The 24000-nt window shown below is 60.5% G+C and carries 20 protein-coding genes; 14 read left to right on the plus strand and 6 right to left on the minus strand.

Translation table 11 applies throughout. The features are described from left to right. Positions 1 to 192 precede the first annotated feature (192 nt). The 7 genes from W911_RS04405 to W911_RS04435 all read left to right on the plus strand — a co-directional run bounded on the left by W911_RS04405 (position 193) and on the right by W911_RS04435 (position 8563). Complete coding sequence (locus tag W911_RS04405; RefSeq protein WP_023786312.1) at positions 193 to 480, plus strand: hypothetical protein; 288 nt, start codon at positions 193 to 195, stop codon at positions 478 to 480. 336 nt (positions 481 to 816) lie between these two features. Next, positions 817 to 4107: a trifunctional glycoside hydrolase family 18/polysaccharide deacetylase/glycosyltransferase family 2 protein gene (locus tag W911_RS04415; RefSeq protein ID WP_023786314.1), complete on the plus strand. Its 3291-nt coding sequence runs from the start codon at positions 817 to 819 to the stop codon at positions 4105 to 4107. A 120-nt stretch (positions 4108 to 4227) separates the two neighbouring features. Then, complete coding sequence (bcsS, locus tag W911_RS04420; protein WP_081717635.1) at positions 4228 to 4989, plus strand: cellulose biosynthesis protein BcsS; 762 nt, start codon at positions 4228 to 4230, stop codon at positions 4987 to 4989. 613 nt (positions 4990 to 5602) lie between these two features. Next, the gene (locus tag W911_RS18020; protein WP_144083507.1) at positions 5603 to 5797 is read left to right on the plus strand and encodes a hypothetical protein; all 195 of its coding nucleotides are present in this window, start codon (positions 5603 to 5605) and stop codon (positions 5795 to 5797) included. Positions 5798 to 6007: 210 nt separating this feature from the next. Then, positions 6008 to 7318, plus strand: a complete 1311-nt coding sequence (locus tag W911_RS04425; RefSeq protein ID WP_023786316.1) for a site-specific DNA-methyltransferase — start codon at positions 6008 to 6010, stop codon at positions 7316 to 7318. Then, the gene (locus W911_RS04430; protein ID WP_023786317.1) at positions 7315 to 8169 is read left to right on the plus strand and encodes a DUF5681 domain-containing protein; all 855 of its coding nucleotides are present in this window, start codon (positions 7315 to 7317) and stop codon (positions 8167 to 8169) included. Before W911_RS04425 ends, W911_RS04430 begins: the two co-directional genes overlap by 4 nt. A 148-nt stretch (positions 8170 to 8317) precedes the next feature. Further along, a complete protein-coding gene (locus W911_RS04435) occupies positions 8318 to 8563 on the plus strand; it encodes a hypothetical protein (RefSeq protein WP_244438589.1) in 246 nt (81 codons plus the stop codon). A 20-nt stretch (positions 8564 to 8583) separates the two neighbouring features. On the opposite strand, the gene fabF is transcribed toward W911_RS04435, so the two are convergent. Next, positions 8584 to 9876: a beta-ketoacyl-ACP synthase II gene (fabF, locus tag W911_RS04440; RefSeq protein WP_023786319.1), complete on the minus strand. Its 1293-nt coding sequence runs from the start codon at positions 9874 to 9876 to the stop codon at positions 8584 to 8586. Between the two features lie 201 nt (positions 9877 to 10077). Here fabF and W911_RS04445 point away from each other — a divergent pair, with 201 nt between their 5' ends. Continuing rightward, a complete protein-coding gene (locus tag W911_RS04445) occupies positions 10078 to 11283 on the plus strand; it encodes a thiolase family protein (protein WP_023786320.1) in 1206 nt (401 codons plus the stop codon). A gap of 22 nt (positions 11284 to 11305) precedes the next feature. On the opposite strand, the gene W911_RS04450 is transcribed toward W911_RS04445, so the two are convergent. Continuing rightward, positions 11306 to 12724, minus strand: coding sequence for an MATE family efflux transporter (locus W911_RS04450; protein WP_023786321.1), 1419 nt, complete (start codon positions 12722 to 12724; stop codon positions 11306 to 11308). A 266-nt stretch (positions 12725 to 12990) separates the two neighbouring features. Between W911_RS04450 and W911_RS04455 the strand changes: the two genes are divergently transcribed. The 3 genes from W911_RS04455 (at position 12991) to W911_RS04465 (ending at position 17746) form a co-directional block, all read left to right on the plus strand. Beyond that, complete coding sequence (locus W911_RS04455; protein ID WP_341872105.1) at positions 12991 to 13989, plus strand: efflux RND transporter periplasmic adaptor subunit; 999 nt, start codon at positions 12991 to 12993, stop codon at positions 13987 to 13989. Continuing rightward, a complete protein-coding gene (locus tag W911_RS04460) occupies positions 13986 to 17090 on the plus strand; it encodes an efflux RND transporter permease subunit (protein ID WP_023786323.1) in 3105 nt (1034 codons plus the stop codon). The genes W911_RS04455 and W911_RS04460 overlap by 4 nt, the downstream gene beginning before the upstream one ends. A 71-nt stretch (positions 17091 to 17161) precedes the next feature. Next, complete coding sequence (locus tag W911_RS04465; protein ID WP_023786324.1) at positions 17162 to 17746, plus strand: TetR/AcrR family transcriptional regulator; 585 nt, start codon at positions 17162 to 17164, stop codon at positions 17744 to 17746. A 99-nt stretch (positions 17747 to 17845) separates the two neighbouring features. On the opposite strand, the gene W911_RS04470 is transcribed toward W911_RS04465, so the two are convergent. Both W911_RS04470 and W911_RS04475 read right to left on the minus strand, forming a co-directional pair. Then, a complete protein-coding gene (locus W911_RS04470; protein WP_023786325.1) occupies positions 17846 to 18772 on the minus strand; it encodes an alpha/beta fold hydrolase in 927 nt (308 codons plus the stop codon). Positions 18773 to 18827: 55 nt separating this feature from the next. Then, on the minus strand, positions 18828 to 19661 hold the full coding sequence (locus W911_RS04475; protein ID WP_023786326.1) for an alpha/beta fold hydrolase: 834 nt from the start codon (positions 19659 to 19661) through the stop codon (positions 18828 to 18830). Here W911_RS04475 and W911_RS04480 point away from each other — a divergent pair. Further along, positions 19660 to 20340, plus strand: coding sequence for a TetR/AcrR family transcriptional regulator (locus W911_RS04480; RefSeq protein WP_081717636.1), 681 nt, complete (start codon positions 19660 to 19662; stop codon positions 20338 to 20340). The two genes, W911_RS04475 and W911_RS04480, sit on opposite strands and share 2 nt — an antisense overlap. Positions 20341 to 20347: 7 nt before the next feature. Here W911_RS04480 and W911_RS04485 read toward each other — a convergent pair whose 3' ends face one another. Then, positions 20348 to 20755: a winged helix-turn-helix transcriptional regulator gene (locus W911_RS04485; protein WP_023786328.1), complete on the minus strand. Its 408-nt coding sequence runs from the start codon at positions 20753 to 20755 to the stop codon at positions 20348 to 20350. 40 nt (positions 20756 to 20795) lie between these two features. Between W911_RS04485 and W911_RS04490 the strand changes: the two genes are divergently transcribed. Together W911_RS04490 and W911_RS04495 are read left to right on the plus strand one after the other, a co-directional pair. Further along, entirely contained in the window at positions 20796 to 21665 is an 870-nt protein-coding gene (locus W911_RS04490; RefSeq protein ID WP_041317430.1) for an NmrA/HSCARG family protein, read from the plus strand. A 43-nt stretch (positions 21666 to 21708) separates the two neighbouring features. Then, entirely contained in the window at positions 21709 to 22785 is a 1077-nt protein-coding gene (locus tag W911_RS04495; RefSeq protein ID WP_144083508.1) for a hypothetical protein, read from the plus strand. A 59-nt stretch (positions 22786 to 22844) separates the two neighbouring features. Here W911_RS04495 and W911_RS04500 read toward each other — a convergent pair whose 3' ends face one another. Then, complete coding sequence (locus W911_RS04500) at positions 22845 to 23987, minus strand: aldo/keto reductase (RefSeq protein ID WP_023786331.1); 1143 nt, start codon at positions 23985 to 23987, stop codon at positions 22845 to 22847. Positions 23988 to 24000 lie beyond the last annotated feature (13 nt).

Here is a 24000-nt window from a genome sequence, read left to right on the forward strand (position 1 = left end):
AGACGTTAAGGTAAATTTGGACGCGCTTCTTGAGAGCGTCTCTTATTCTTCCCATCCCGGCTCAACTCTGGATATGGCAACTCAGCGGTGACTGCGCTTTCCCGATCTTCACTTGGCAATTCTCGATCCTCCCAGGGATCGGGTGGCTGCGCGGCAAGCCGATCATGCTCGTTTGCCGTTTTTTTCGTTGGTTTGCTCGTCGCGGCGACGGGCCTTTCGATCGCGCCCGCAGCCGGAGGCGAGACGCATTCCGGCGCGGTGTCGGATGCGTATGCGTTCGGCTTTGTGTCCGCGGCTCTCACAACGTGTGACGGCGTGGGGCCCGAGTTCGCCGACATCCTCTCCGTGTCGAGCGATCCGAACGGACGCGTACCGAACGAGGTCGCTCAAGGCTTTTCGGCGTTCGCGTTTGCCCTCGATACGCGCGGTGCCGCTGAGGCGTGCGTCAGCGCGCGCCGCATGATCGGCCCAGGCAGATAAAATCGCAGCCATGGCTGGCCCCACGGGCTCGCGTGCCGCGCCGCCTTGGCGGACGCATTTCTTTGCCCGCCGCAATATCCATCTTCGTTAATGGTATATGAAACGCCGGCTCGTAATCGGCCAGCCCTCAACGATACACTCGTTAATGCATCATCAACTTTTGCCGTTCTCGCCGTCGGGGAATGACCGACGGATCGATTCCGGCAATGCATCGAGTGTTTCATGCGTGAGCCAGATCGGCGGCCAGTGTTTTTCGATCCTCGCGGTCGTCGAAGAGGCACGTTCCGGGCGATTCTCGGATTGCTGGCTGGATCCGTATGCGTCGTGATGGCGTGTATGGCCTTCAGCTTGGTGCGTGCACCATCGCTCCCTGCGTTCGAGCGCGTCTTCGAAAAAGCACCTATCTCCGCCGGCTTGCTGCCGATCACGTGGCAGGACGTTACGGACAAGCTGAATTTCGGCCACGCTCGTATTCCGAGCGGCGAGCACGCCAAAGGCGTCAAGCGGTATGCGTTCTATAACAACTGGGACGAGAACGCCTTTCTTTCGCTCCGCTCGAACATTCAACATCTCGATGGGATCCTGCCCGAATGGCTGCATCTCGACGGCGCACACGGCGGAATACGTCTGGATAACGCGCGCAAGCAATCAACGGCACGCCTCTGGCTCCAGAAGAACAGCAAGGAGTTCGAGATCATTCCGGTCTTGAACAATTACAACGTGCAGACCGGTCTTTGGGAAGGCGAGACCGTCACGCAATTGCTCGCGTCCGACATGGCTGTCGAAACGCTCATCGGAAACATCGTCAACGAGATCGAGCTTCGGCGGTACCAGGGTATTGCCATCGACTTCAAGCGAATTGGGGACGAGAGCGTCGCCCAGTTTCTCGCGTTCGTGAAGAAACTCAAACAGCGGCTCGAAAGCATCGACAAATCGCTTTTCGTCACGCTGCCGGCCTATGAGCGCCGGTTCGATGTGTGGACGCTCGCCGACAGCGCGGATCGCCTGATCCTGCTCGCTTATGATCAGCATTGGGAGCAATCGGCGGCCGGTCCCTTGAGCGCGCAAGGCTGGTTCGAGGCGCAGTTGGAGCACGCATTCAAACGCGTCGACGGATCAAAGTTCATCGTGGCGCTCGGTTCCTACGCCATGGACTGGAGCCACAGCTCGACGCCGACGGCGCGCAGGATCTCGGTTTCCGATGCATGGGAGATCCTCGGCGATTCCGATGCGCAGTTCTGGTTCGAAGGTCAGAGCCTGAACGGCATGTTCTCTTATGTTTCGCCCGGAAACGTTTCACATTCCGTGTGGATGCTCGATGGCGTGACGATGCATAATCAGACCGCGTCCGCCCTCGCTATGGAGCCGTTTGGGCTGGCGTTGTGGCGTCTGGGAACTGAAGAACCCACGGTGTGGGCCAGCTTCGGAAAGGGGAGGGTTCCCACCTCGGCGTCCGCGAATGAAATTCGGATGCTTCCGCCGAACGATGCGATTTCCTACAGCGGCGACGGCGAGGTGCTTACGGTGGTTGACCGTAACTCTCCGGGCTCCCGATCCATCGACTATAAGGCCCAGCACAATCTCATTACGTCTCAGCGCGTGCAGGAATTGCCGAAGTCGCTCACGATTACGCGATGGGGCCACAATCGAGACAAGCTTCTGGCGCTGACGTTCGACGATGGGCCATCGTCTAGTTACACGCCGCGCATCCTGGAAATTTTGCGAGACAAGGGCGTCAAGGCGACGTTCTTCGTCGTGGGTGCGAATGCCGCGCTCGAGTCGTCCATCCTGCGCGACATCTACAACGATGGCCATGACATTGGAAATCACACCTTCACGCATCCCAACCTGTCGTCCATCGGAACAACGCAGCTTGATCTCGAACTCAACGCCACACAGCGCGTCCTAGAGGCGAAACTCGGCATCGGCACGCGCCTCTTCCGCCCGCCGTTCAACAAGGATGCCGAGCCGTCCACTCGCGATGAAGCACGTACGCTCATCAGCGCAGCCGCGCTCGGCTACATTTCGATTGGGCTTCAGATCGACCCGCTGGACTGGGAACGTCCCGGCACGAAAACAATCGTCGAGCGCACGGTCGAGTACGCCGAGATGCAGAGCGGAAACATTATTCTTCTCCACGATGCAGGTGGCGACCGAGGACAGACTGTTGAAGCCCTGCCTGAGATCATCGATCGCTTGAGCGAGAAGGGCTACCGATTTGTTGCGCTTCATGAGTTGCTCGGTATGTCTCGGGACGAGGTGATGCCGAGGCTCAACGATGCGACGCCATACGTGACTGGGATCAATAGCGTCGGCTTAAGCGCGGCGAGTACGCTCAATTGGGCGTTCTCGGCGTTGTTTTACGTGGCGATCGTACTGGGCGTGATGCGCCTCGCGGTCATCGTCGTGGCGGCCTGCATACAGAGTAGAAGCGCTCAACGGAGGAAGTGCCTCGATTGGCAGCCCGCTTCGATAGCCATCATCGTGCCCGCCTACAACGAAGCGGATGTCATAACCGATTGCATCGCATCGTTGCTCGAATGCGTGGGCAACGTGTCGGAAATCATCGTCGTCGACGATGGTTCGACGGACGACACCTACGGCGTGGCCTTGAACGCTTACCGCCAGCATCCGCGCGTGAAGGTTTACAGAAAGCCGAATGGGGGAAAGGCGACGGCGCTCAACTTCGGGATCGAGATCGCGAAATCCGACATCATCGTCGCAATCGATGCCGACACGCGACTTGACAGTCGCGCTGTAAGCCTGCTGTCGCGCCATTTCGTGGACCCGAAGCTCGGTGCCGTCGCGGGCGCCGTCGAGGTCGGCAATGCGAAGAAGTTGATTACGCGTTTCCAGGCCCTGGAGTATGTGGTGAGCCAGAACTTGGACAGGCGGGCGCTTGAGGTCGCTAACGGCATTATCGTCGTACCGGGCGCGATCGGTGCGTGGCGTCGCGATGCCGTGCTCGACGTCGGCGGATACGAGGAGGATACGCTGGCCGAAGATGCCGACCTCACTCTTAAGCTTCAGCGTGCGGGGTGGCACATCCTCTACGAACCCGCGGCTCTCGCCAGAACCGAGGCGCCCCAAACGCTCGGCCTGTTTCTACGCCAAAGGTTCCGCTGGATGTTCGGAATGCTGCAGGTGGCTTTCAAGCATATCGGCGCGTTGCGTGAGCGTGGCGCTCACGGCGTAAAGTATTTCGCGCTACCCAACATCCTTCTGTTCCAGTTCCTGTTCGCGCTGGTTTCTCCGATCGTCGATCTGTTGCTCCTGCTCAGCATCGGTGCCGACGTCTATCACTACATTCAAAACGGCATGGCCGCCGCATCTCCGCGTACGCTTGCAATCCTGAGTTACTGGGCGATCTGGCACATTCTGGAATTCGCCGTCGCGGTTGTCGCCTACAAGCTCGACGGGCGCCGGATGCCGATCGCTCTTTTCCCGATGCTGGCTCTGCAACGCTTCTGCTACCGGCAGCTCATCTACTATGTGGCGATCAAGAGTGTGGCGGCCGCAATCCACGGCCGGTTGGTCGGATGGGATAAGCTTCCGCGGCAGGGATTGGGTGGCGAATCAGTCGAGAGATCGGTGCCGCATCGTTTGCAACTGAAAAAATCCCCGTGAGCAACGCTTCGCTGCAACACCAGATCGCGTGATTTGAGGTAGATTAGGCCATTACGTATTTGTTCCGTTTCTCCGTGCTGCGTCGGCGGACCTGACTTCGGTATCCAGCAGGAGAATTTTATGAAAACAGTATATTGCCGCATTATGTTGACAGCGGTAGCAGCGAGCACGTTGGGAATTTCCACTCCAGGCTCGTCGTTTGAACACAGCTCTTCCGGGCCAACGTCCACCGTTGTCTTTACGGGCGGCGACTTCGCCAAGGATGCATTCGCTGCGCATGCGGGCGCCATCAAGGCTGTTAATGGTGATCTCGGTAAAGACGGCGTGATGCTGCGCGCTCTCGGTGTCTATGTCGAATACGAGTACGACACCGACTTCGGCGCAGGACCGATCGGCATCGACGGCGACGCCGGGATTTTCGATCTTATGATTGGCTACCAGTTCATTCGTCCGAGCCATCGGCTGGGCGTATACGCCGGCGTCGAGTTTCAGGGGCACGAGCTTTCACCCGACGATCCATTCAACGACATCGACGGCAACGAGTGGGGCCTCAAGATCGTTGGCGATTACGAAACCGCGACGGGCAGCCCGCTCTACGTGGGCCTGATCGCCAGCTACTCGACCGCGTTCGACACCTATTGGACGCGTGCCCGGGTCGGCACCCCGGTCGGACGGTTCGTGCTGGGTGTCGAAGGCTTGGCGCATGGAAACAACGGGTACGACGCGCAACGGCTCGGCGGCTTTGTCAACATCCCGGTCGGCATGCATTACGGCATACTGTCGCTCTCAGGCGGCTATCAATGGGCTGACGAAGATAGCAGCGCATCGAGCGGCGGCAGCAGCGGCGCCTACGGTGGCGCGGGTATCAGTTTTTCCTTCTGATGCGCGCGCGTGCATGGCTGCCTTCTCGCGATGGGAGCGGGCCATGTTCCTATCGGGATCATCCTGGAATCAGCATCGAAAACCGATCGCCTTTCGCTCGTCTCAGGATTGACCGGCCGCAAAAGGGCGACAGCGATAAACCGGCCGAATGGCCGGAGAACGCCGCCCTGAGACGCGCAGGGTGGTGCGGAATCGAAAAAACATGTCGCTAAGGCGCGGAATCTGCAGGCGATATTCCGTCTGCAGAAATTACAAAATATTCAGCAATATAAATGAGTTATACGGTGGCTGTGCTGGCAGTCTGGTGCGAACCAGTCTCCGTTTACAGGGAAATTAGCGCGCTCTGAGTGTGGAAACAGGTAATTTTACCGGTTCGCTTCCTCCTTATGCGGGACGTCTTGGCTCTCCAAGTGGGATGATCGAGCCGATATTCGGGTCAACTGATGCGCCAGGTGGGCGGTCGTGCGCGCCACCCGGTCGAGGGTGGGTCTCATTCGGGATATGTCGGTCGCTTCTCTGGGCGACAGCTCGGGATTGGAGGGCCCTTCCCTTGAAAGGCGCGCCCTTCCCCCCAATGTCGTCGTTTGTCGCGCATGGTGAAGGGAGCACGCTAATGGATAGGCGCACACTTTCATTGATCGACGATCCGACCCCGTTTGCGCCGAGGGAAGAATGGGAAGAGTTTCTGGAGTCACTGAAGTCAGTTCTGGTCAAGCATGGACCGAATGAGAGCGTCGAAGCGGCAATAAAAAATGCCGAAGCGATGTTAGCTTCCGGAACACTGTACATTCGAGGCGAGGGTGCCTGAGCAGGGACGGCATCGGTCGCCAGTTCCCACCTTGGGCCAGTTTCAAAACCGCCGACATTCAACTCGTGCTGGCTCGTGCTCCGATCGCAAAATGCCATCTCATCTTGTTTGGTGACGCGGCGCAAATCACCTACGCTCTTGCTGAGTTTAATCGTGTGAGTTCGTTCCGCGTCTAACGTTGAGACGAAGCGAGATACCTCGGCACAGCATATGTTCGATCCCAAAATCGAGATGGTCCCAGTCGAACGGCTGAGACCATATGCAAACAACGCTCGAACGCACTCTAAGAAGCAAGTCTCTCAGATTGCCGAGAGCATTCGGCGGTTCGGCTTCACCAACCCTGTGCTTGTTAGCGACAGCGGTGAAATCGTTGCAGGCCACGGGAGAGTGCGTGCTGCGAAGCAAATCGGCATGACGGTGGTGCCGACGGTGCGCTTGTCTCATCTCACCGCCGAAGAGCGGCGGGCCTACGTCTTGGCTGACAATAAGCTCGCGCTCAACGCAGGCTGGGATGCGGATCTTCTCGCCGAAGAGATCCAGGCTCTGATCGATATCGATTTTGATGTCGAGCTCACGGGGTTTTCGCTCGCAGAGATCGATCTTGTTCTTGATGAGGCTCGCGAACTATCGACGCAAGAAGGCGGCCCAGAAGACGAGCTTCCTGTGCCTCCTGTTCATCCCGTTTCACGCGCCGGTGATATCTGGCATCTCGGCCGGCATCGCCTTGTCTGTGGCGATGCCCGCGACCCAAACGCTCTGGCTATGCTGATGGCCGATGAGCAGGCAGATCTGATGTTTACGGATCCGCCCTACAACGTAGCGATCGACGGGAATGTCTGCGGGCTCGGTCGCGTCAAGCACCGAGAGTTTGCCTTCGCCACAGGGGAGATGTCGTCCGATGAGTTCACAGCGTTTCTCCGGCAGACACTCGGGTCCGCCGCAAACGCCTGTCGGGATGGTGCCATCGCTTTCGTTTGCATGGACTGGCGGCACATGGGTGAGCTGCTGCAGGCCGGGAAGGCAGCTTTCACCGAGCTCAAGAACCTGTGCGTCTGGAACAAGACAAACGGTGGCATGGGCACGTTCTATCGTTCGAAGCACGAGCTGATCTTTGTGTTCAAGGTCGGTACGGCGCCGCACACGAACAGCTTTGGCCTTGGTGAGACGGGCCGATATCGAACGAACGTCTGGGATTATCCGGGAATCAGCAGCATCGGGGCCAGCCGGTCCGAAGAGCTTGCCATGCATCCGACGGTCAAGCCCGTGGCACTTGTCGCGGACGCTATTCGGGATTGCTCCAGAAGGGGAGAGGTGGTGCTGGATATCTTCGGAGGCTCGGGATCGACACTCGTTGCTTCTGAAATTACTGGCCGGTGTGCGCGATTGATTGAGTACGACCCGGGGTATTGCGATGTGATTATTGCGCGCTGGGAGCGGCTCACTGGTCAACGCGCGGTTCACGCCTGTTCGAAGCAGTCGTTTGAAGACGTCTCTGCGGAGAGGCTTGCGGTGCTGGAATGACAAAGAAGGAGCTCAGCGAGGACATTGTTACAGGCGTCCGGAAAGCGGTGCTCGAAGGTGTCGGCTACGGGAAGCCGCCTGTGCATTCGCGGTTCCAGAAGGGCACATCCGGCAACCCAAACGGACGTCCTCGCAAGCGCGCAGCGGAGCCAGCTCCATCCGATTCCGGGATGCGGGACGCTATTCTCGCTGAGAGCCGGCGCCTATTGAGCGTTCACGAGAAGGACGGAACATCTCTCAAGCTATCTGCGCGAGAGGTTGTGCTGCGTGCTCAGTTGAAAGCTGCCGCGCAGGGAAACTCGTACGCGCAGGAATATTTCCTCAAGCGTGTCGAACGAGCTGAGCGAGAAGAAGCACAAGCGATTGCTGACGAGAATGAGATCGCTCATGCGTACGTAGCGGGCTGTTGTGCGGAAATCGAAGCTGCGGTCAAGGATGGCCGCCCCGAGCCTCAGTTCCTGCCGCATCCTGATGACATATATTTTGAACCAGGGAAGAGATACGAGATCCGCGGGCCGGCGACGCCAGAAGAGTTGGACGCGGTCATGCGGATTTGTAAAATTCGCGATGTCTATGTGATGCACTGTGCGACCAATGCGGGCGTTGCTTCGAATAACTACCAAATAGCGTCGGAGGTTCTGTTCATACGCGGCTTTGAGCAGTTCCTGCCGGAGCGGCTGCGTTTGGATGATGTTTATGCACAATTATACTGGTACGCGGCCATGCCGAAGAGGGTGGTTCGAGATCGCATTTTGGATGCGTGCAGAGACCTAGGCGTGGTCGGCGCACCCGACGATTGCCTTGAGCTGCTACGCATCGATATGGGTCGCTGTCTTGCAGTATGCAGATAGCGCGCAAGCCGATGATAATACGTCTTATTGTGATATAATTGACCGGGATTGCTCTTGTTAATGAGAGCATATACGGCGTCGCGGTTAGCCCCCGAGAACCTCCTTGTCAGAGTGTCGCAAGTTTGGTTCAGCGGAGTTGGATCGAAGCGTGGTCGGTAAGCTTAGCATGCGGCCGGATGGGGAGGAACTCATCGGCCAAGAAAGCCTTCGAACGCTCTTTTTAGCAGCTTTAACGGCTCTCGAGCCGACCGACATCGACTACATAAATGCTCACCGTGTTGGCACGGCGACCAACGACCGCAACGAGACCAAGGCGATCAAGCGCGTCTTCAAAGATCACGCGAGACGTCTTGCCGTTTTCAACACCGTTCTGGTGTGCGGCCCTGCGCCGTGAAGGCTCAAGCAAAGGTGGCGCTATCTCCTGTTCCAGCGACGGAAAACGACGCTTGCGTTGACGCCTCCGAAACCGAATCCGTTCGAGATGGCATAGTCCATGCTCATCGGCCTCGCTTTGACGCCCACGAGATCGACGCCTTCCGCCTCAGGATCCGGATTGTCGAGATTGAGCGTAGGTGGTGCGATTTGATCGCGCAGCGCCAGGATCGTGAAAATCGCTTCAAGTCCACCGGCTGCGCCGAGCAGATGACCTGTCGCAGACTTTGTCGCGCTGACCGCAATAGCGTTTCTTTGGCCGAACACCGCCTTGATGGCCGCGAGCTCGCCGAGATCGCCGACAGGGGTTGACGTCGAATGGGCGTTCAGGTGCTGCACATCGGACGGTTCAAGGCCTGCCTGCCGCAGAGCCGAAAACATGGCGCGGCGTGCGCCTTCGCCGTCTTCGGGACCAGCCGTAATGTGGTAAGCATCCGCGCTCGTGCCGTAGCCGACGAGTTCCGCAAGCGGTGTTGCGCCGCGGTCCATGGCGTGATCCAGCGCTTCGATGACGAGCACGCCCGCTCCTTCTCCCATAACGAACCCGTCGCGATCACGGTCGAACGGCCGCGAGGCGTGAGAAGGTTTGTCATTGTATGCGGTGGACAAGGCCCGGGCTGCGGAAAATCCACCCAGGCTCACAAGGTCGAGGCAGCCTTCGGCGCCACCGCAGATTGCGATGTCGGCTTCGTCGGAACGAATCAGTCGGGCTGCGTCGCCGATGGCCTGTACGCCGGCAGCGCAGGCGGTTACCGGAGCGCCGATCGGCCCTTTAAAGCGATGTCGGATCGAGATCTGTCCCGCCGCCAGATTGGCGAGGAAGGACGGAACCGTAAATGGAGAGAGTCGGTCCACGCCGCGCTGATCGGTCGTCCGCACTGCGTTGACGATAGCCAGGAAGCCCCCGATCCCCGATGCGATGATGGTAGCGGTGCGCTCCTCGGCGTAGGCCGTGGTGGGAGCCCAGCCGGCCTGCGCAATCGCTTCGGCGGCTGCAATCAGTGCCAACAGGATAAAGCGATCCATCTTACGCTGATCCTTGGGTGGCACCCAAGGGGACGGATCAAACCCGCCTGTCGGATCTCCAGATTTTGTCGGCACTTGGCCCGCGATCTTGGCTGCGAGCCGAGATGCAAGTTCCTCTGGTAGCCGCGTTACTCCGGAGTTTGCTGCCAACAAGCGGCTCCATGCGATGTCTGCACCGCAACCCAGCGGTGAAACGACGCCAAGGCCGGTCACGACGATGCGCTTGCTGTTTCGTGTTGCTCCGCCCATGGACCACGACCACGCATTCTTATTTGGATGTCGATTGTCATCATAATCGTTGAGGCGGTCGATGTACAGGGAGAAGGTGCCCGATGTCTCGGGCGTTTCCCATGGACGCGCGGCTGCCCTTGACAATAATAGATGCTAATCATCATATAAATTTAGTATCCGCATGTGCGCATCACTGCGTACAAACAAGAGCTAACAAATATGAACGTGACCAAGCGTGGTTCTGGCTCCGAGCCGATTTTTATCGTCAGTCCCGTCAGAACGCCCATCGGTGCCTACAACGGTACCCTTAAGGATATCCCCGCGACCGAGCTCGGTGCCGTGGTCGTGCGTGAAACCCTGCGGCGCGCGGGACTCGATCCGGCTTCGGTCGGGTCTGTCGTCATGGGCAACGTCGTCCAGGCCGGGAACCGAATGAACCCGGCTCGCCAGGCGGCAATTGGCGGTGGTCTTCCGGTGACGGCGCCAGCCATGACCGTCAACCGCGTGTGCGGCTCAGGAGCGCAGGCGGTCGTCACGGCCGCTCAGCAGATCGCGTCGGGTGAGATCGGCGTCGCAATCGCCGGCGGTATGGAGAACATGGACAGGGCGCCGTACCTCATGGGCAACGGCCGATGGGGCTACCGTATGGGCCCGGCCCAGATGCACGACAGCATGCTGACCGATGGCCTGAACGATGCCTTCTCTGGTGAGCATTCCGGCTGGCATACAGAAGATCTCGTTACGCGGTCGCAGCTCTCGCGCGAGGATCAGGATCGGTTTGCCCTCAGATCTCAGCATCGGTTCGCGGCCGCCCACGCCGCGGGACACTTTGCTGATGAGATCGTCGCGGTGGATGTGAAGGGGCGCAAGGGGACACTGCAGTTCGCGCGCGACGAGGCGCCCCGTCCCGATACGACTGGCGAGGGCCTCGCGGCCCTCAAGCCTGCGTTCCGCAAGGATGGCACTATAACGGCTGGGAATGCACCGGGTCTCAATAGCGGCGCGGCTGCCATGATCGTCGCGAGCGCGGGTGCCGTCGCACGGCACGGTCTTGCTCCAATGGCCCGGATCGTGTCCTACGGGATCGCAGCAGTCGAGCCCGGTCTGTTCGGTCTCGGCCCTGTACCGGCGGTTCGTATCGCCCTAGACCGCGCCGGCTGGTCGATTGCCGACATCGAGCGCATCGAGGTCAACGAGGCGTTTGCCGCGGTGCCGCTGGCGGTGGCCAAGGATCTTGGTCTGCCGGAGGATGTCATCAACGTCGAGGGCGGCGCCATCGCTCATGGACATCCGATCGGCGCCACGGGTGCGGTTCTGATCACGCGTCTGTTGCACTCCATGAAGCGCGATGGCCTTCAACGCGGCATTGTCACCCTTTGCATCGGTGGCGGACAGGGAATCGCTCTCGCGCTGGAGCGTGACTAACGATTTCACTCTGGCGCGGCGGTTATTGAGCCGGGGCCTTCATCGTGCGCAATCCGATCCCGCTCCGGATGGAGAGGATGAGGATAAGCCCGTAAGCCGCAATGCCAAGGGCGAGTGCCGCGAAGACGCCGTCGAGCGATCCGGTCCAGCGCAGCGCCAGCCAGCCGCCACCCAGTGCGATGCCGATACGGACCAAGCCGGCGATGACGGGCCAGAGCATTCGGCCGGCACCCTGTGAGGCGAAATAGAGCGCGAGACCGAGGCCAAAAAAGCCATAGGTTGGGCCTACAATGCGCAGATAGCGCGTGCCGGCGTCGATCATCTCCGGCTCGGTGCTGAACAGGCGGAGCCACGCGTTCGGCCAGACTGCAGCGGCAAGTCCTATCGCTTCCGTGAGGGCAAAGGCGATCGCTCCACCTGTTAAGGCAATGCGCAAGGCACGCTCGCGCTGTCCGGCGCCGATGTTCGTGCCGACGAGGGCAACCATGGGAGCGCCCAGTCCGAAGATCAACGGCACAAGCAGATACTCGAGTCGAACGCCTGTGCCGAAGCCGGCAACCGCCTCCGCTCCTGCTGCGGCCGCCACCAGCGCTGTCGCCAGTGCGATCACGACGTTCGTTTGAATCGTGTTGAAGGCTCCGGCCGCTCCGACACCCAGGATTTCGCGGAACTTGGCCCATTCGAGCGGCATCCAGCGCAGCCGCGCGAGATTGCGGCCGGAGAGGACGTACCAAGCCAGCACGACTGTTCCGCCCACATTGAAGAGAACCAAAGCGACCCCGCCTCCCGCAATGCCAAGGGCCGGCAGCGGCCCGAACCCGTAGATCAACAACGGCGACAGCGGGACCAGCAGCGCCACTCCGGCGCATATGACGACGGCGGGGACCAGCATGTTGCCCGTGCCGCGTATGACGCTGGCAAAGCCGTTCAAGGTCCAGAGGAATACGTTGCCTGCGAACACGACGTTGGAATAGGCGAGTGCCGCTTCGAGCTCAGCGCCTCTCCCTCCGAGCGCCGTATAGATCGAGCGGCCAAACGCCAGCATGAGCCCTGCGAAGACGAGACCAAAGACCAGATTGATCACCAGGGCGTGGAGCACGAGCGCGTCCGCGTCGTCGCGACGGCCGGCGCCGAGCGCGCGTGCGACGGCGGACGAGATGGCCCCGCCTATAGCGCCGGCCGACATCATCTGCATCAGCATGATCAGGGGGAAGGTCAGCGCCATGCCGGCGAGTGCATCAGTTCCGAGGTGAGAGATCCACCAGGTCTCGATCAGGCCCGTTGCTGCCTGGGCGAGCATGATGAGCATGTTCGGCCAGGCCATGCCGAGCAGCGTCGGAAGGATGGGGCCGTGCAGCAGCCGACGGGTGGCCGGACTGAGCGTCTCGGTATGCGCCTCTTCGGCAGGGCCGCTCTTGGCGGCCGCTGGCATTTCCGACATCGAGGACCTCACAGCATGAAACGCCGTCTCTCGGAATTTAGATTATTATATTAATCTAATAGTCAATATCTTTGTGGCGGAGGCGGGGCGCGACACTGCGTCCCTTGTTCAATTGGATGTCGCATATAATCTAATATGACCTTGGCCAACAGGCGGAAACGACAACGATGCGCCCAAGCCCTAAAATGCTACTAAGCCTTGCCCTGACCGGTGGTATGGCCGCCGGTGTCTCTGCCTGCAAGCCGATAGCCGAGGCGGATCCGCGCGTGGAGGCGCCGCTGGTCCGTGTGGCGACGGTGCGACCTGCGGGAGCGGCGGAGCGTGCGTTCACGGGCGTCATCTCGGCCCGCGTGCAAAGCAACCTTGGGTTTCGCGTTGGCGGCAAGGTTGTCGAGCGGCTTGTCGACACGGGGCAGCCGGTCGCGCTGGGTCAGCCCCTCATGAAGCTCGACCGCACGGACCTCGAGCTTGCCATCGCGGCCCGCAACAACGCTATCGAGGCGGCCCGCGCCGTGGCCGTCCAGGCGCGGGCCGACGAGGTGCGCTATCGCGACCTCGTCGCCAAGGGCTGGGTGTCGAACCAGCGGTACGAGCTGGCCCGATCCGCGCGCGACAATGCAGATGCTCAGCTCGCGGCCGCGGAGGCCACGGCGCAAGTTGCGAAGAATGAGGGCGATTACGCGGTGCTGCTGGCGGATGCCGACGGCGTTGTCGTCGAGACGCTGGCCGAGCCGGGGCAGGTCGTGGCGGCCGGGCAGACGGTTGTCCGCCTTGCTCATGCCGGTCCGCGCGAGGCCACCGTCAGTCTGCCGGAAGGGGTTCGGCCGAGCATCGGATCGGAAGCGACTGCGACACTCTATGGAAACGGCAGCTCATCGTCGAATGCGTACCTCCGTCAGCTCTCCGATGCTGCCGATCCCGCGACGCGCACGTATGAAGCACGCTATGTGCTCGAAGGCGCTGCCGCTCGCGCGCCGCTTGGCGCGACGGTCACAATCCGCATGCCGGAGGATGCTTCATCGCGCGTCGTCGAGGTGCCCTTGGGTGCCTTGTTCGACAACGGCACTGCCACGGGCGTCTGGCTGATCGACCCGAACACGCCCGTTATCGGGTTTCGGGGGGTCAAGGTGCACGAGCTTCGTAGTGAGCAGGCTTTGATCAGCCAAGGCTTGGAAAGCGGTGATCAGGTCGTTGCACTTGGCGCCCATCTTCTTCACGAGGGTGCCCGCGTCCGCATTGTCGGAACGGAGGCGGTCTCACGATGAGCGGGCTCAATATCTCCGCGATCGCGGTTCGCGAGCGCTCCGTCACCCTGTTTCTAATCATCGCCATCACCCTGGCCGGGACCTACGCTTTCCTTGCGCTCGGGCGCGCCGAAGATCCACCCTTTACCGTGAAGGTGCTGACAGCTACGGCGGTATGGCCCGGCGCCACGGCTCACGAGATGCAGGATCTCGTTGCGGAGCCGCTCGAGAAGCGGATGCAGGAGCTTAGCTGGTACGATCGTGTCGAGACCTTCACGCGTCCAGGTCTGATGCTCATGACGGTCACGCTGAGGGACACGACGCCCCCGTCGGCGGTGCCGGACGAATTCTATCAGGCACGCAAGAAGCTCGGCGACGAGGCGCACAAGCTGCCGGTCGGCACCCTTGGGCCATTCGTCAACGACGAGTATTCGGACGTGACCTTTGCGCTCTATGCCGTCAAGGGCCACGGCATGCCGCCGCGGCAGTTGACCCGCGAGGCCGAGACGTTGCGCCAGCGGTTGCTGCATGTGCCGGGCGTCAAGAAGGTCAATATCCTCGGTGAGCGGCCGGAGCGGGTCTTCGTCGAGTTCTCTTACGCGCGGCTCGCCACGCTTGGCATTCATGCACGGGCTGTCTTCGATGCGCTCAATCGGCAGAATGTGGTTACGCCAGCAGGCTCGATCGACACCCATGGACCGCAGGTTTTCGTCCGCGTGGAAGGGGCCTACGACGATCTCCAGAAGATCAAGGACACGCCGATCGCGGCGGACGGACGCGTGATCAAGCTGTCCGATGTCGCTGAGGTCAAGCGGGGCTATGAGGACCCGGCGACCTTTCTGATCCGCCACAATGGCGAGCCAGCCATGGTCCTCGGAGTCGTCATGCAGGACGGTTGGAACGGTCTGGAGCTCGGCCATGCGCTCGATGCCGAAGAAAAGGCCATCGCTGCCGAACTGCCAGCCGGCCTCACGCTCACGAAGGTGACAGACCAGGCGGTCAACATCCGCGACTCCGTCGATGAGTTCATGATGAAGTTCGTCGCCGCGTTGGCGGTCGTGATGCTTGTCAGCCTTTTGAGCCTCGGCTGGCGTGTCGGCATCGTCGTCTCCGCCGCCGTGCCTTTGACGCTCGCGGCCGTGTTCGTGATCATGATGGGAACGGGGCGCGTGTTCGACCGTATTACGCTCGGCTCGCTCATCCTCGCGCTCGGGCTTCTGGTCGACGACGCCATCATCGCGATTGAGATGATGGTCGTGAAGATGGAGGAAGGCTACGACCGCGTGAAGGCGGCGGCCTATGCCTGGAGCCATACGGCCGCGCCGATGCTCTCGGGAACGCTGGTGACTGTCATCGGCCTGATGCCGGTCGGCTTCGCGCGCTCGACGGCCGGCGAATATGCGGGCAACATTTTCTGGATCGTGGGGTTTGCGCTCATCGCGTCGTGGATCGTTGCCGTCGTTTTCACGCCCTATCTCGGCGTGAAGCTGCTGCCCGACATCAAGCCAAAGCCGGGCGGGCATGCGGCGATCTATGCAACGCGGAACTACGAGCGATTCCGCAGGCTGGTCGGCTGGTCGGTCCGCCGGCGATATACGGTCGCGGGTATCGTTGTCGGCTTGTTTGCGCTCTCCGTCGTGGGCATGGGCGCAGTCAAGCAGCAGTTCTTTCCGAGCTCGGACCGCCCCGAGGTGCTGGTCGAGGTGCAGATGCCGGAAGGCACCAGCATCGAGGCGACCAGCGCCGCGGTGGCCAAGGTCGAGGACTGGCTGAAGCAGCAGCCGGAAGCCGAGATCGTCACGTCCTACATCGGGCAGGGCGCGCCGCGCTTCTTCCTCGCCTACAATCCCGAGCTGCCCGATCCGTCGTTCGCGAAGATGATCGTTTTGACCGCGAATGCAGAGGCTCGCGATCGGCTCAAGCTTCGGCTGCGTGCGCGTATCACGGAAGGTCTCGCGTCAGAGGCCCGCGTGCGTGCCACGCAGCTTGTGTTTGGACCCTATTCGCCGTTTCCAGTTGCGTTCCGTGTCATGGGGCCGGATCCCAAGACGCTGCGGCGCGTCGCGCATGAGGTGCAGGATGTCATGCGGGCCAATCCGCACATGCGCCAGGTGAACCTGGACTGGAGTGAACGTGCTCCGACGCTCCGTTTTCTGCTCGACCAGGATCGTCTGCGTCTGATCGGTCTTTCGCCGAACGATGTCGCCGAGCAGCTTCAGTTCCTTCTTTCGGGCGTTCCCGTTACGCAGGTGCGTGAGGACATCCGCACGGTCGAGGTCGTGGCCCGCAGCGGAGGTCCGGAACGACTCGACCCGGCGAAGCTCGCCGACTTGACGCTGACGAGCGAGCAAGGACGCCTCGTCCCGCTTTCTCAGATCGGGCGTGTCGAGGTTGTCTCCGAGGATCCGATCCTCAAGCGTCGCGACCGCATTCCCACGATCACGGTGCGCGGCGATATCGATGATGCAATGCAGCCGCCTCAGGTCTCTCTTGAAGTAGATGCTGCGCTTCGGCCGATCATCGATGCAATGCCGGTAGGATATCGCATCGAGATGGGAGGCTCCATTGAGGAGGCTGAAAAGGCCAACAGCGCGCTGGCACCGGTGTTCCCGATCATGATCCTGCTCACGCTCATTGTGGTTATGCTGCAGGTTCGCTCCTTTCCGGCTCTTGCCATGGTGATCCTCACGGCGCCGCTCGGATTGATCGGCGCCGTGCCGACGCTGCTTGCGTTCCAGCAGCCGTTCGGGTTCAACGCCATCCTGGGACTAATCGGCCTCTCGGGTATTCTGATGCGCAACACGCTGATCCTGATCGAGCAGATCAAGTCCAACAAGGTCGAAGGGCTCGACGACTATCATGCCGTGGTGGAGGCCACCGTACAGCGCGCCCGCCCGGTGATTCTGACGGCGCTTGCGGCCGTTCTTGCGTTCATTCCGCTGACCACCTCCGTATTCTGGGGCTCCATGGCCTTCACGCTGATTGGTGGCACGGCGGGCGGTACGCTTCTGATCCTGCTGTTCCTGCCCGCGCTCTATGCGATCTGGTTCAAGGTCCGCCCGCCGCAGTATCTCGGTGTCGATGCGCCGCTGACCCTCGCACCGGCGCGGGCAGCGACCTGACGGGGCATGGATCGACGCATTAGGATTATATATATCATCCTCTATAGGTCTTACCCAGGGAGACGATGGTTATGCGGGTATCCCGCGAAGTGATGGCACAGCACCGAAAGGACATCGTTGCCGCGACATCGAAGATGCTGCGCAAGCACGGTATCGGGGGAACGAGCGTCATCGACCTCATGCGTGCCGTCGGCCTGACCCACGGCGGCTTCTACAAGCACTTCAAGTCGAAGGATGCGCTGGTCGCGGAATCGACGCAGAAGATCTTTGATGACATCATCGGCACGTTCGAGGCGCAGTCGCGGGAGGTTGGTTCCAAGGCTGCATTGGCAGCCTATGTCGACCGATATCTGGGTTCCCGACACGTACGCCACCCGGAAGCGGGATGCCCATTGGCGGCGTTCGGTGTCGATGCCGCGCGTGATAGTCGAGCCGTTCGGACCGCGTTCAAGGATGGCACGAGCCGTCTGCTCGCGCTTTTCGAGTCCGGTCTGTCATGTCCGAAGGAGAAGCGTCGTGAGAAATCCGTCGAGCTGATGGCACTGCTTTCGGGTGCGATTGTCGCGGCGCGTGCTTCAGGTGACGCGAAGCTTGCTGACGAGTTCCTCGAGCATGCGCGTCGTCGTGCGGCGCGGATCGTTGCCGACACGCGATAGATTGAGAGGAAGCCCTCCGTGTCTTTAAGAAGGGCGTCCTCTCAGCACGTCCTCAAGTATTTGTCGTTCCGAGCCGAACCACTCGATCGTATTGCGGTCTTACTTCGGCCCGTCGAGGAACGTGTCAACTTGTGAAACGAAGAGGGCGTGGTGTTGAAACAAGGAGCCGTGCCCGGAGTCAGGATAGAGACTGAGTTGAGCGTTCGGTATGTGCTGGAACAGCACGACCGATTCGAGGGTCGGAGCGATGAGATCGTTGCTTCCGTTGACGATAAGCACAGGTTGCGTGATCTGTGCGAGCTGAACGTAATTGTTCTCCATGCTGCCCCACGTCACGATCGCTTTGGCCTGAGCATTTCTTGTCGCTTCGGAGACTGGAGCCTCAGGATCAACCGAGTGGTTGTTGATGTTGCGGAGGTATTCAGCTCCCGCGGCTTTGCCGGTGTCAGTTTCGGTGAAGAAGAGGACGACACGCAAATGCGCTCCTGTTTCGTTGCTCTTCTTAATGCCCGCTTCTATGACCTCCGGAAGCGCTTTAAGGCCGGGTGATCCCTGAGGTCCAGAACCGACGATGATTGCCTTTCGGATCAGTTCCGGACGGTCGGAGAGAATGTGCTGAACGATTGCGCCACCGACCGAAAAGCCCAGTACGTCGATTTCCCTCAGTCCGAGGGCGTCAACAAGGCCTTCTCCGACTCTTGCCATACCGGAGACGCTGTCTGGGGCCGATCCGCCGGAGGCGCCAACACCGGCGTTGTTGAAAATTATTATCTCCCTGCTTTTGGCGAGGCCTTCGATTGTGCGCCGATCCCAGTCATCCATTGTTCCGGTGAAATGCTGGAAAAGAACCAGAGGCGGCTTGTTTCCGCGCTCGCCTATCGTGCGGTAGGCATATCGCGTTCCTCCAACCTCGACATATTTGTTGGGCGTCTTGGTGTAGTCGAGCGCAGCTGCCGGCGCCGCTAGAGCGATGCTGCTAGCGATTGTTGCCGCGAGCAGTAGTCCGGTGAACAGCTTCTTGATCATGTTGCTGCAAATCCTCTTTTAAAACGATGGTCTGCTAGCGTCGTCGAGGCGACCGCTAGCGGAGGAAGTCCAGAACCTGCTTCACGAAGATCTCGTGATACTGGAAGATGCCGCCGTGCCCGGCATCGGGAAAAATGCTGAGCTGTGCGTTTGGAAGCCGCCGTGCGAGCTCGAATGAGTTGATCGTCGGGACCATGATGTCGCGGTCGCCGTTGGCGATGAACGTGGGCTGTGTGATGGCCGCAAGCCCAGACGGATCGGCTTCCTGCCAGCCGACAATCGCTGTGATTTGCGCCTGGATGGTTTCGTTGCTGACGGGTTTGTCCAGGCCTTCGGTGCGCTCCTGTAGGCGCGCGAGAAATTCTGCGGCAGCCGTCAGGCCCGGGCGCGACGGTGTGAAGAAGAGGTGCTGCTTGGGATGCGTGTTGGTCTCTCCGGCTTTCGCAAATGCGTCCTGGAGGACCGCGCCCACGTTCGCAACGCCTTCCCCACCCGCCGGAGCCGTGCCGGTCAGCACCAGCTTGCGGACGAGATTTGGGTTTGACTCTGCGATCACCTGGGCAATGAAGCCGCCGAGCGAAAAGCCGAAGAGATCGACTTGAGCAAAGCCGAGCTTTTCGATGAACGCCACGGCGTCGCGCGCCATATCCGCGACTGTTGTGGGCGTTGTGCCGCCTGATCCACCCACACCGCGATTGTCGAAGGCAACGACGTGATGGTGCGCCGCGAGGCCGTCCACGATACGCGGATCCCAATCATCGAGGGTCGCAGTTAGGTGGTGAAGAAGCACGACCGGGATGCCCCCGGTTGGACCGATCTCCCGATAGACGAAGGGTGTCCCGTCCACATCTGCGGTCTTGGTCGCTGCTGTCTTGAACGTTGTGCTCATGTCTCAAGCTCTCCAGCCGTTTGCATCATTATATAACGATCGTTATATAATGATCGTTATTCTACAAGTGAAGGCCTGTCAAGGCTCCGCGAGACGAAGCGAAATGAGATACCCGCCAGATCAGAAGAAGAAGGCCAGGGAGGCAATCATCCAGGCCGGCGCAAGAACCCTGAGACAGAAAGGATTTCATGGCGTCGGTGTCGATGGGCTGGCTTCCGCGGCCGGGATGACGTCGGGCGCCTTCTATTCAAATTTTTCGAGCAAGGATGCGCTATTGGAGGAGGTCATCGACGTATTTCTGGGGGAGCCCTTTCTCAGCGAGGACGGCCCTGCCGCAGAACAGCGCAGGATTCTCCGAGACTGGCTTAAGACGTATCTCAGCACCCAGCATCGCTCGGAGCCTGCATCAGGCTGCGTGATCCCGAGCCTCAGCGCGGACGTTGCACGGGCCAAGCCTGCCGTGCGGAGTGCCTATGGGCGCAAGATGCACAAGTTCGTTCGCAAGATTGCGGATACGCTTGAAGGGTCCAAGGGCGATCGGGAGCGTCGGGCCTGGAGCATCGTTGCCTTGATGGTCGGAGCGATTTCCATCTCTCGGGCCATGCCCGACGGAGACGATGCAAACAGAGCGCTTGCGTCAGCTTTGCAGAGCGCAACTGCTATGCTCGGGCCCAACTGACTTCTCCTCAGGTCACAGGCTTTTTGACTGGTCGATGCTTTCCGTCCTCGATCGCTCGAGACCATTCGAGCAAGGCGAGGAAAATGGGCTTCAAGGCGTAGGCGTTCGGCGTCAGCGCGTATTCGACGCGCGGCGGGATCTCCGCATAGGCTGTCCGGCTGACGAGTCGATCGCCTTCGAGTGCGCGGAGCTGTGCGGTCAGCATATGCTGCGTGATTCCCGGCAGGGACCGACGCAATTCGCCGAACCGCCTCGGGCCCGCGAGCAACATCCACAGGATGTCGATCTTCCATTTTCCGATGATCGTGCCAACGGCACGGCGGAACTCGTTGAGCTCGACCTCCGTCGGCGCGCAGCTCTCGTGAGCCTGCGCATCGGCGTCGGTATGAACTTTGATGCCGGTCTGTTTTTTCATCCTACTTGTCGAAACGGATATGGCAGTCAAATTCCATACCATGAAAAATGTCACTGATCATCCAAACAGAACGATCGTTGTTCTCGGCGCGACAGGGCAGCAGGGCGGCGGTGTCATCCGCGCCCTCGCTGCCGATGGCCGCTGGCGGTTGCGCGCCATTACACGCGATCCCTCCTCCGATGCGGCCAAGGCCCTAGCGAGTCGCGACATCGAGATCGTCTCAGCAAATCTCGATGATCCGCATTCCATGCGGTCAGCGTTGAACGGCGCCTACGGCGTTTATTCCATGCAGACTTCCGATCAGAGGCACGATAAGGAGATCCGCCGTGGCATGGCGATTGCCGATGCGGCGTTGGATGCGGGGGTGTCGCATTTCGTCTACGCGTCCGTCGGCGGAGCGGACCGGCGATCCGGCGTGCCGCATTTCGAAAGCAAGTGGGAGATCGAGAGGGGAATTGCCCGCAAAGGTTTGCCGGCGACCATCGTGCGCCCCACGTTCTTCATGGAGAACTTCACGAAACTGTCGCTTCGTGCGGTGCTGATGGCGCTCTTGCAACAGTATGTTCCGGACGGAAAACGTCTGCAGATGATCTCGGTCGACGACATCGGAAAGTGGGTGGTTCGGGCCTTTGACAATCCGGAGTCGTTCATCGGCAAGGCGGAGGAGATCGCCGGAGACGAGCTGACGCGAGAGGAGATTGTCGCGGCACTCAAAGCAAAAGGTTGGTTTGCGGGGCTCCCGTTTCCGGTTCCAAGGGCGCTTCTACGTCATCTCCCAGGGGATGCCATAAAGATGTTCGAATGGTTCGGCGCGGAAGGCTATCGCGCCGACATCGCCGCGCTCAGATCGGCGCAGCCTGATCTCATGACGTTTGCGCAATGGCTCCAGGCCCAGAGCGCGCGGTCGTAGGTTTCGTGAGCGCATACTAGGATAGCGGGGGCTCATGAGACGCATGTTGGCGACCGGCATGGTATGGGTCGCGTTTGCGGCGCTCTGCGTTCCTGTTCAAGCGCAGAACTCTACGTCGGACGATCCGGCGTGGACCGTAAAGGATCGTAGCACCAGCAGGGCAGGGTGCTGGCACACGCCTCGACCCCAGACCCTAGAAGAGATTGGCAAGGTCTACCAAAACGGCTTGGCGCGCGAGAGGCGCAAGACGGAGGTACGAGGTTATCCAGCGCGGGCAATGCTGGCTCTTTCGGATGGCAGGCTCAGGACTGCCTATTCCGCCGGGCTTCTGGTGGGATGGGGCGAGACGGCTCAAAGACCGGATTTTGCCGTCGTCACGGCCGCGGGCGTCAGTGCCCTCATTGCGCCCTTCGCGTTCTTGGGTGCGGAGGGCGATCAGATCATTGCCGATATTTTCGCCTGCGACACGCTGAGTTTTGAGGACATGGCTTCGCGTGCTGTGTCTCACTTGACCCATGAGAGGCTCGAAAGGATCGCACAACGACATGAAGGGGGCGATCGTCTCGTCGTTGCGCTGCCCGGATCTGCCGCGCGGGCCGAGAGCGTGTGGGATCTCGGTGCGATCGCGGCCAGTCGGAATCCCGAGGCAGCCACGTATATTGAGCGCATCCTACTGGCCGCTGTCGATCCGGCGGTTTTCATCGATCCGGAGACGGTGCCCGGCGGGGTGGGGACAGTTGTCCGTCGAAATCGTGTCTTCCGAGAGGTTGGCTCGGGCGAGCCGTTTCTTTCACCCGATCCTGCCGGTGTTCCCCTCGGGAGCTACTATCTCATTCACAACGGCGTGCTGTTTCCCGACGAGGGCGATGCGTTCGCGAAGACTCAGCGGGAGGCCGGAGCAGAGGTTTCTCTGGTTCCGGCCCACGATTTCTTTCTGAGGTCCCACGCGTCTAAGGCTTCGATTCGCATCGCATCGCCGCGGCCTTACCTTGGCATCCAGCCGCAGTCGGACTTCGACATGGCCTACATGCGGGCCTTGTTTGTCGATACCTTTCGACAAGCTCGCATGGGGCGAGAATGGCGCCGGACATTCCCGGATCGGGAGCGGTCATACCAATAATAAGGGTGCGCCGGTTGGCGGATGCTGACCTTTGAGGGGTAGTTATGCCGGCCACTCGATCAGGTTGGAGTCGTGGCGGCTTGCTCTATGAGCCCGCTCGACTTCAACTCCTCCCAGAATTCGGCCGGTATTTTGGCTTGCATGGAGTTGTAGTCCTCGAGGATCTGCTGATCGCTGCTCGCGCCGACCACAAGCGCAACCGCAACATCAGGGGCCGCTGAGAACTGCAAAGCCGCCGTACGCAAATCGATACCGTGTCGGGCGGCGACGGCGCGCAGCTGATCACGCTTTTCGATATGCATGGCCGGGATCTTGTAGTTGTCCGGTCCGTAATTGTAACGTGCGCTGCCCGAGATAAAGCCGGCGTTCAAGGCGGAGCCGATCACGAGGGATACGTTCTTTTCGCGGACCGCAGGGAAGACTTGGTTCACTGCGTTAGTGTGATCGATCAGCGAGTATTGCGAAGCGCAGAGGCAGACATCGACGTCTGCCACCTGGATGGCGCGCAAGATCGGCTCCGGTCTGTTGACGCCGATGCCCCACGCCTTGATGAGGCCTTCGTCGCGCATGCGTGTTAGCTCAGGGAAAGCGCCGCGCTCGGCGATGGCGAACTGCTCCTCCCAGGAGGTTGGGAAATAGGGAAAATCAGGTGAGATGTCGTGCACGAAGACGACATCGAGACTATCGACACCGAAGCGTTGCAGGCTGTCCTCGACAGAGCGTCGGGTGCCATCGGCCGTATAGTCGTAGACGACGTCATTCGGCGATCCCGACAGAGGAAAAATGTCGGCATGGCGGTTGGTCTTCGACGCTTTCAGAAGTTTTCCGACCTTGGACGATAGGATGTAATCGCCGCGGTTCTTGGTATGCAGGAAGGTACCGAAGCGCCGCTCGGCGAGGCCGAAGCCATACCAGGGAGCGACGTCGAAGTAGCGCACGCCTGCGCTCCAGGCGGCTTCGAGGGTGGCCGCGGCGTCCTTGTCAGTGATTTTGTTGAACTCATTCCCGAGGGGAACGCCGCCGAGGCCGAAGCGAAACTCCGGCTTGAAAAGCTGCGAGGGGCGGTTCGTTGCCATGCGCGTATCTCCCGTTGATGTCGTGGTGGTTGCTCCCGCGAGTGCCAGAGAAGGCGCGGCAAACGCGCCAACCGCTGCGGTGGTAAGGGTGAGAAACTCTCGACGGTTGTTGTGCGCGGTGGTCATCGGGTGTCTCCTT

It is taken from the genome of Hyphomicrobium nitrativorans NL23 (assembly GCF_000503895.1).
Taxonomy (GTDB): domain Bacteria; phylum Pseudomonadota; class Alphaproteobacteria; order Rhizobiales; family Hyphomicrobiaceae; genus Hyphomicrobium_C; species Hyphomicrobium_C nitrativorans.

Bases quoted from the DNA above. Each gene is read 5' to 3' on its own strand.
- W911_RS04495 (WP_144083508.1), top strand. From the start codon at position 21,709: ATGTTGGCGACCGGCATGGTATGGGTCGCGTTTGCGGCGCTCTGCGTT.
- W911_RS04430 (WP_023786317.1), top strand. From the start codon at position 7,315: ATGACAAAGAAGGAGCTCAGCGAGGACATTGTTACAGGCGTCCGGAAA.
- W911_RS04425 (WP_023786316.1), top strand. From the start codon at position 6,008: ATGTTCGATCCCAAAATCGAGATGGTCCCAGTCGAACGGCTGAGACCA.
- W911_RS04460 (WP_023786323.1), top strand. From the start codon at position 13,986: ATGAGCGGGCTCAATATCTCCGCGATCGCGGTTCGCGAGCGCTCCGTC.
- W911_RS04500 (WP_023786331.1), bottom strand. From the start codon at position 23,987: ATGACCACCGCGCACAACAACCGTCGAGAGTTTCTCACCCTTACCACC.
- W911_RS04470 (WP_023786325.1), bottom strand. From the start codon at position 18,772: ATGATCAAGAAGCTGTTCACCGGACTACTGCTCGCGGCAACAATCGCT.
- W911_RS04485 (WP_023786328.1), bottom strand. From the start codon at position 20,755: ATGAAAAAACAGACCGGCATCAAAGTTCATACCGACGCCGATGCGCAG.
- W911_RS04475 (WP_023786326.1), bottom strand. From the start codon at position 19,661: ATGAGCACAACGTTCAAGACAGCAGCGACCAAGACCGCAGATGTGGAC.
- W911_RS04490 (WP_041317430.1), top strand. From the start codon at position 20,796: ATGAAAAATGTCACTGATCATCCAAACAGAACGATCGTTGTTCTCGGC.
- W911_RS04450 (WP_023786321.1), bottom strand. From the start codon at position 12,724: ATGTCGGAAATGCCAGCGGCCGCCAAGAGCGGCCCTGCCGAAGAGGCG.
- W911_RS04445 (WP_023786320.1), top strand. From the start codon at position 10,078: ATGAACGTGACCAAGCGTGGTTCTGGCTCCGAGCCGATTTTTATCGTC.
- fabF (WP_023786319.1), bottom strand. From the start codon at position 9,876: ATGGGCGGAGCAACACGAAACAGCAAGCGCATCGTCGTGACCGGCCTT.
- W911_RS18020 (WP_144083507.1), top strand. From the start codon at position 5,603: ATGGATAGGCGCACACTTTCATTGATCGACGATCCGACCCCGTTTGCG.
- W911_RS04415 (WP_023786314.1), top strand. From the start codon at position 817: ATGGCCTTCAGCTTGGTGCGTGCACCATCGCTCCCTGCGTTCGAGCGC.
- W911_RS04465 (WP_023786324.1), top strand. From the start codon at position 17,162: ATGCGGGTATCCCGCGAAGTGATGGCACAGCACCGAAAGGACATCGTT.
- bcsS (WP_081717635.1), top strand. From the start codon at position 4,228: ATGAAAACAGTATATTGCCGCATTATGTTGACAGCGGTAGCAGCGAGC.
- W911_RS04480 (WP_081717636.1), top strand. From the start codon at position 19,660: ATGTCTCAAGCTCTCCAGCCGTTTGCATCATTATATAACGATCGTTAT.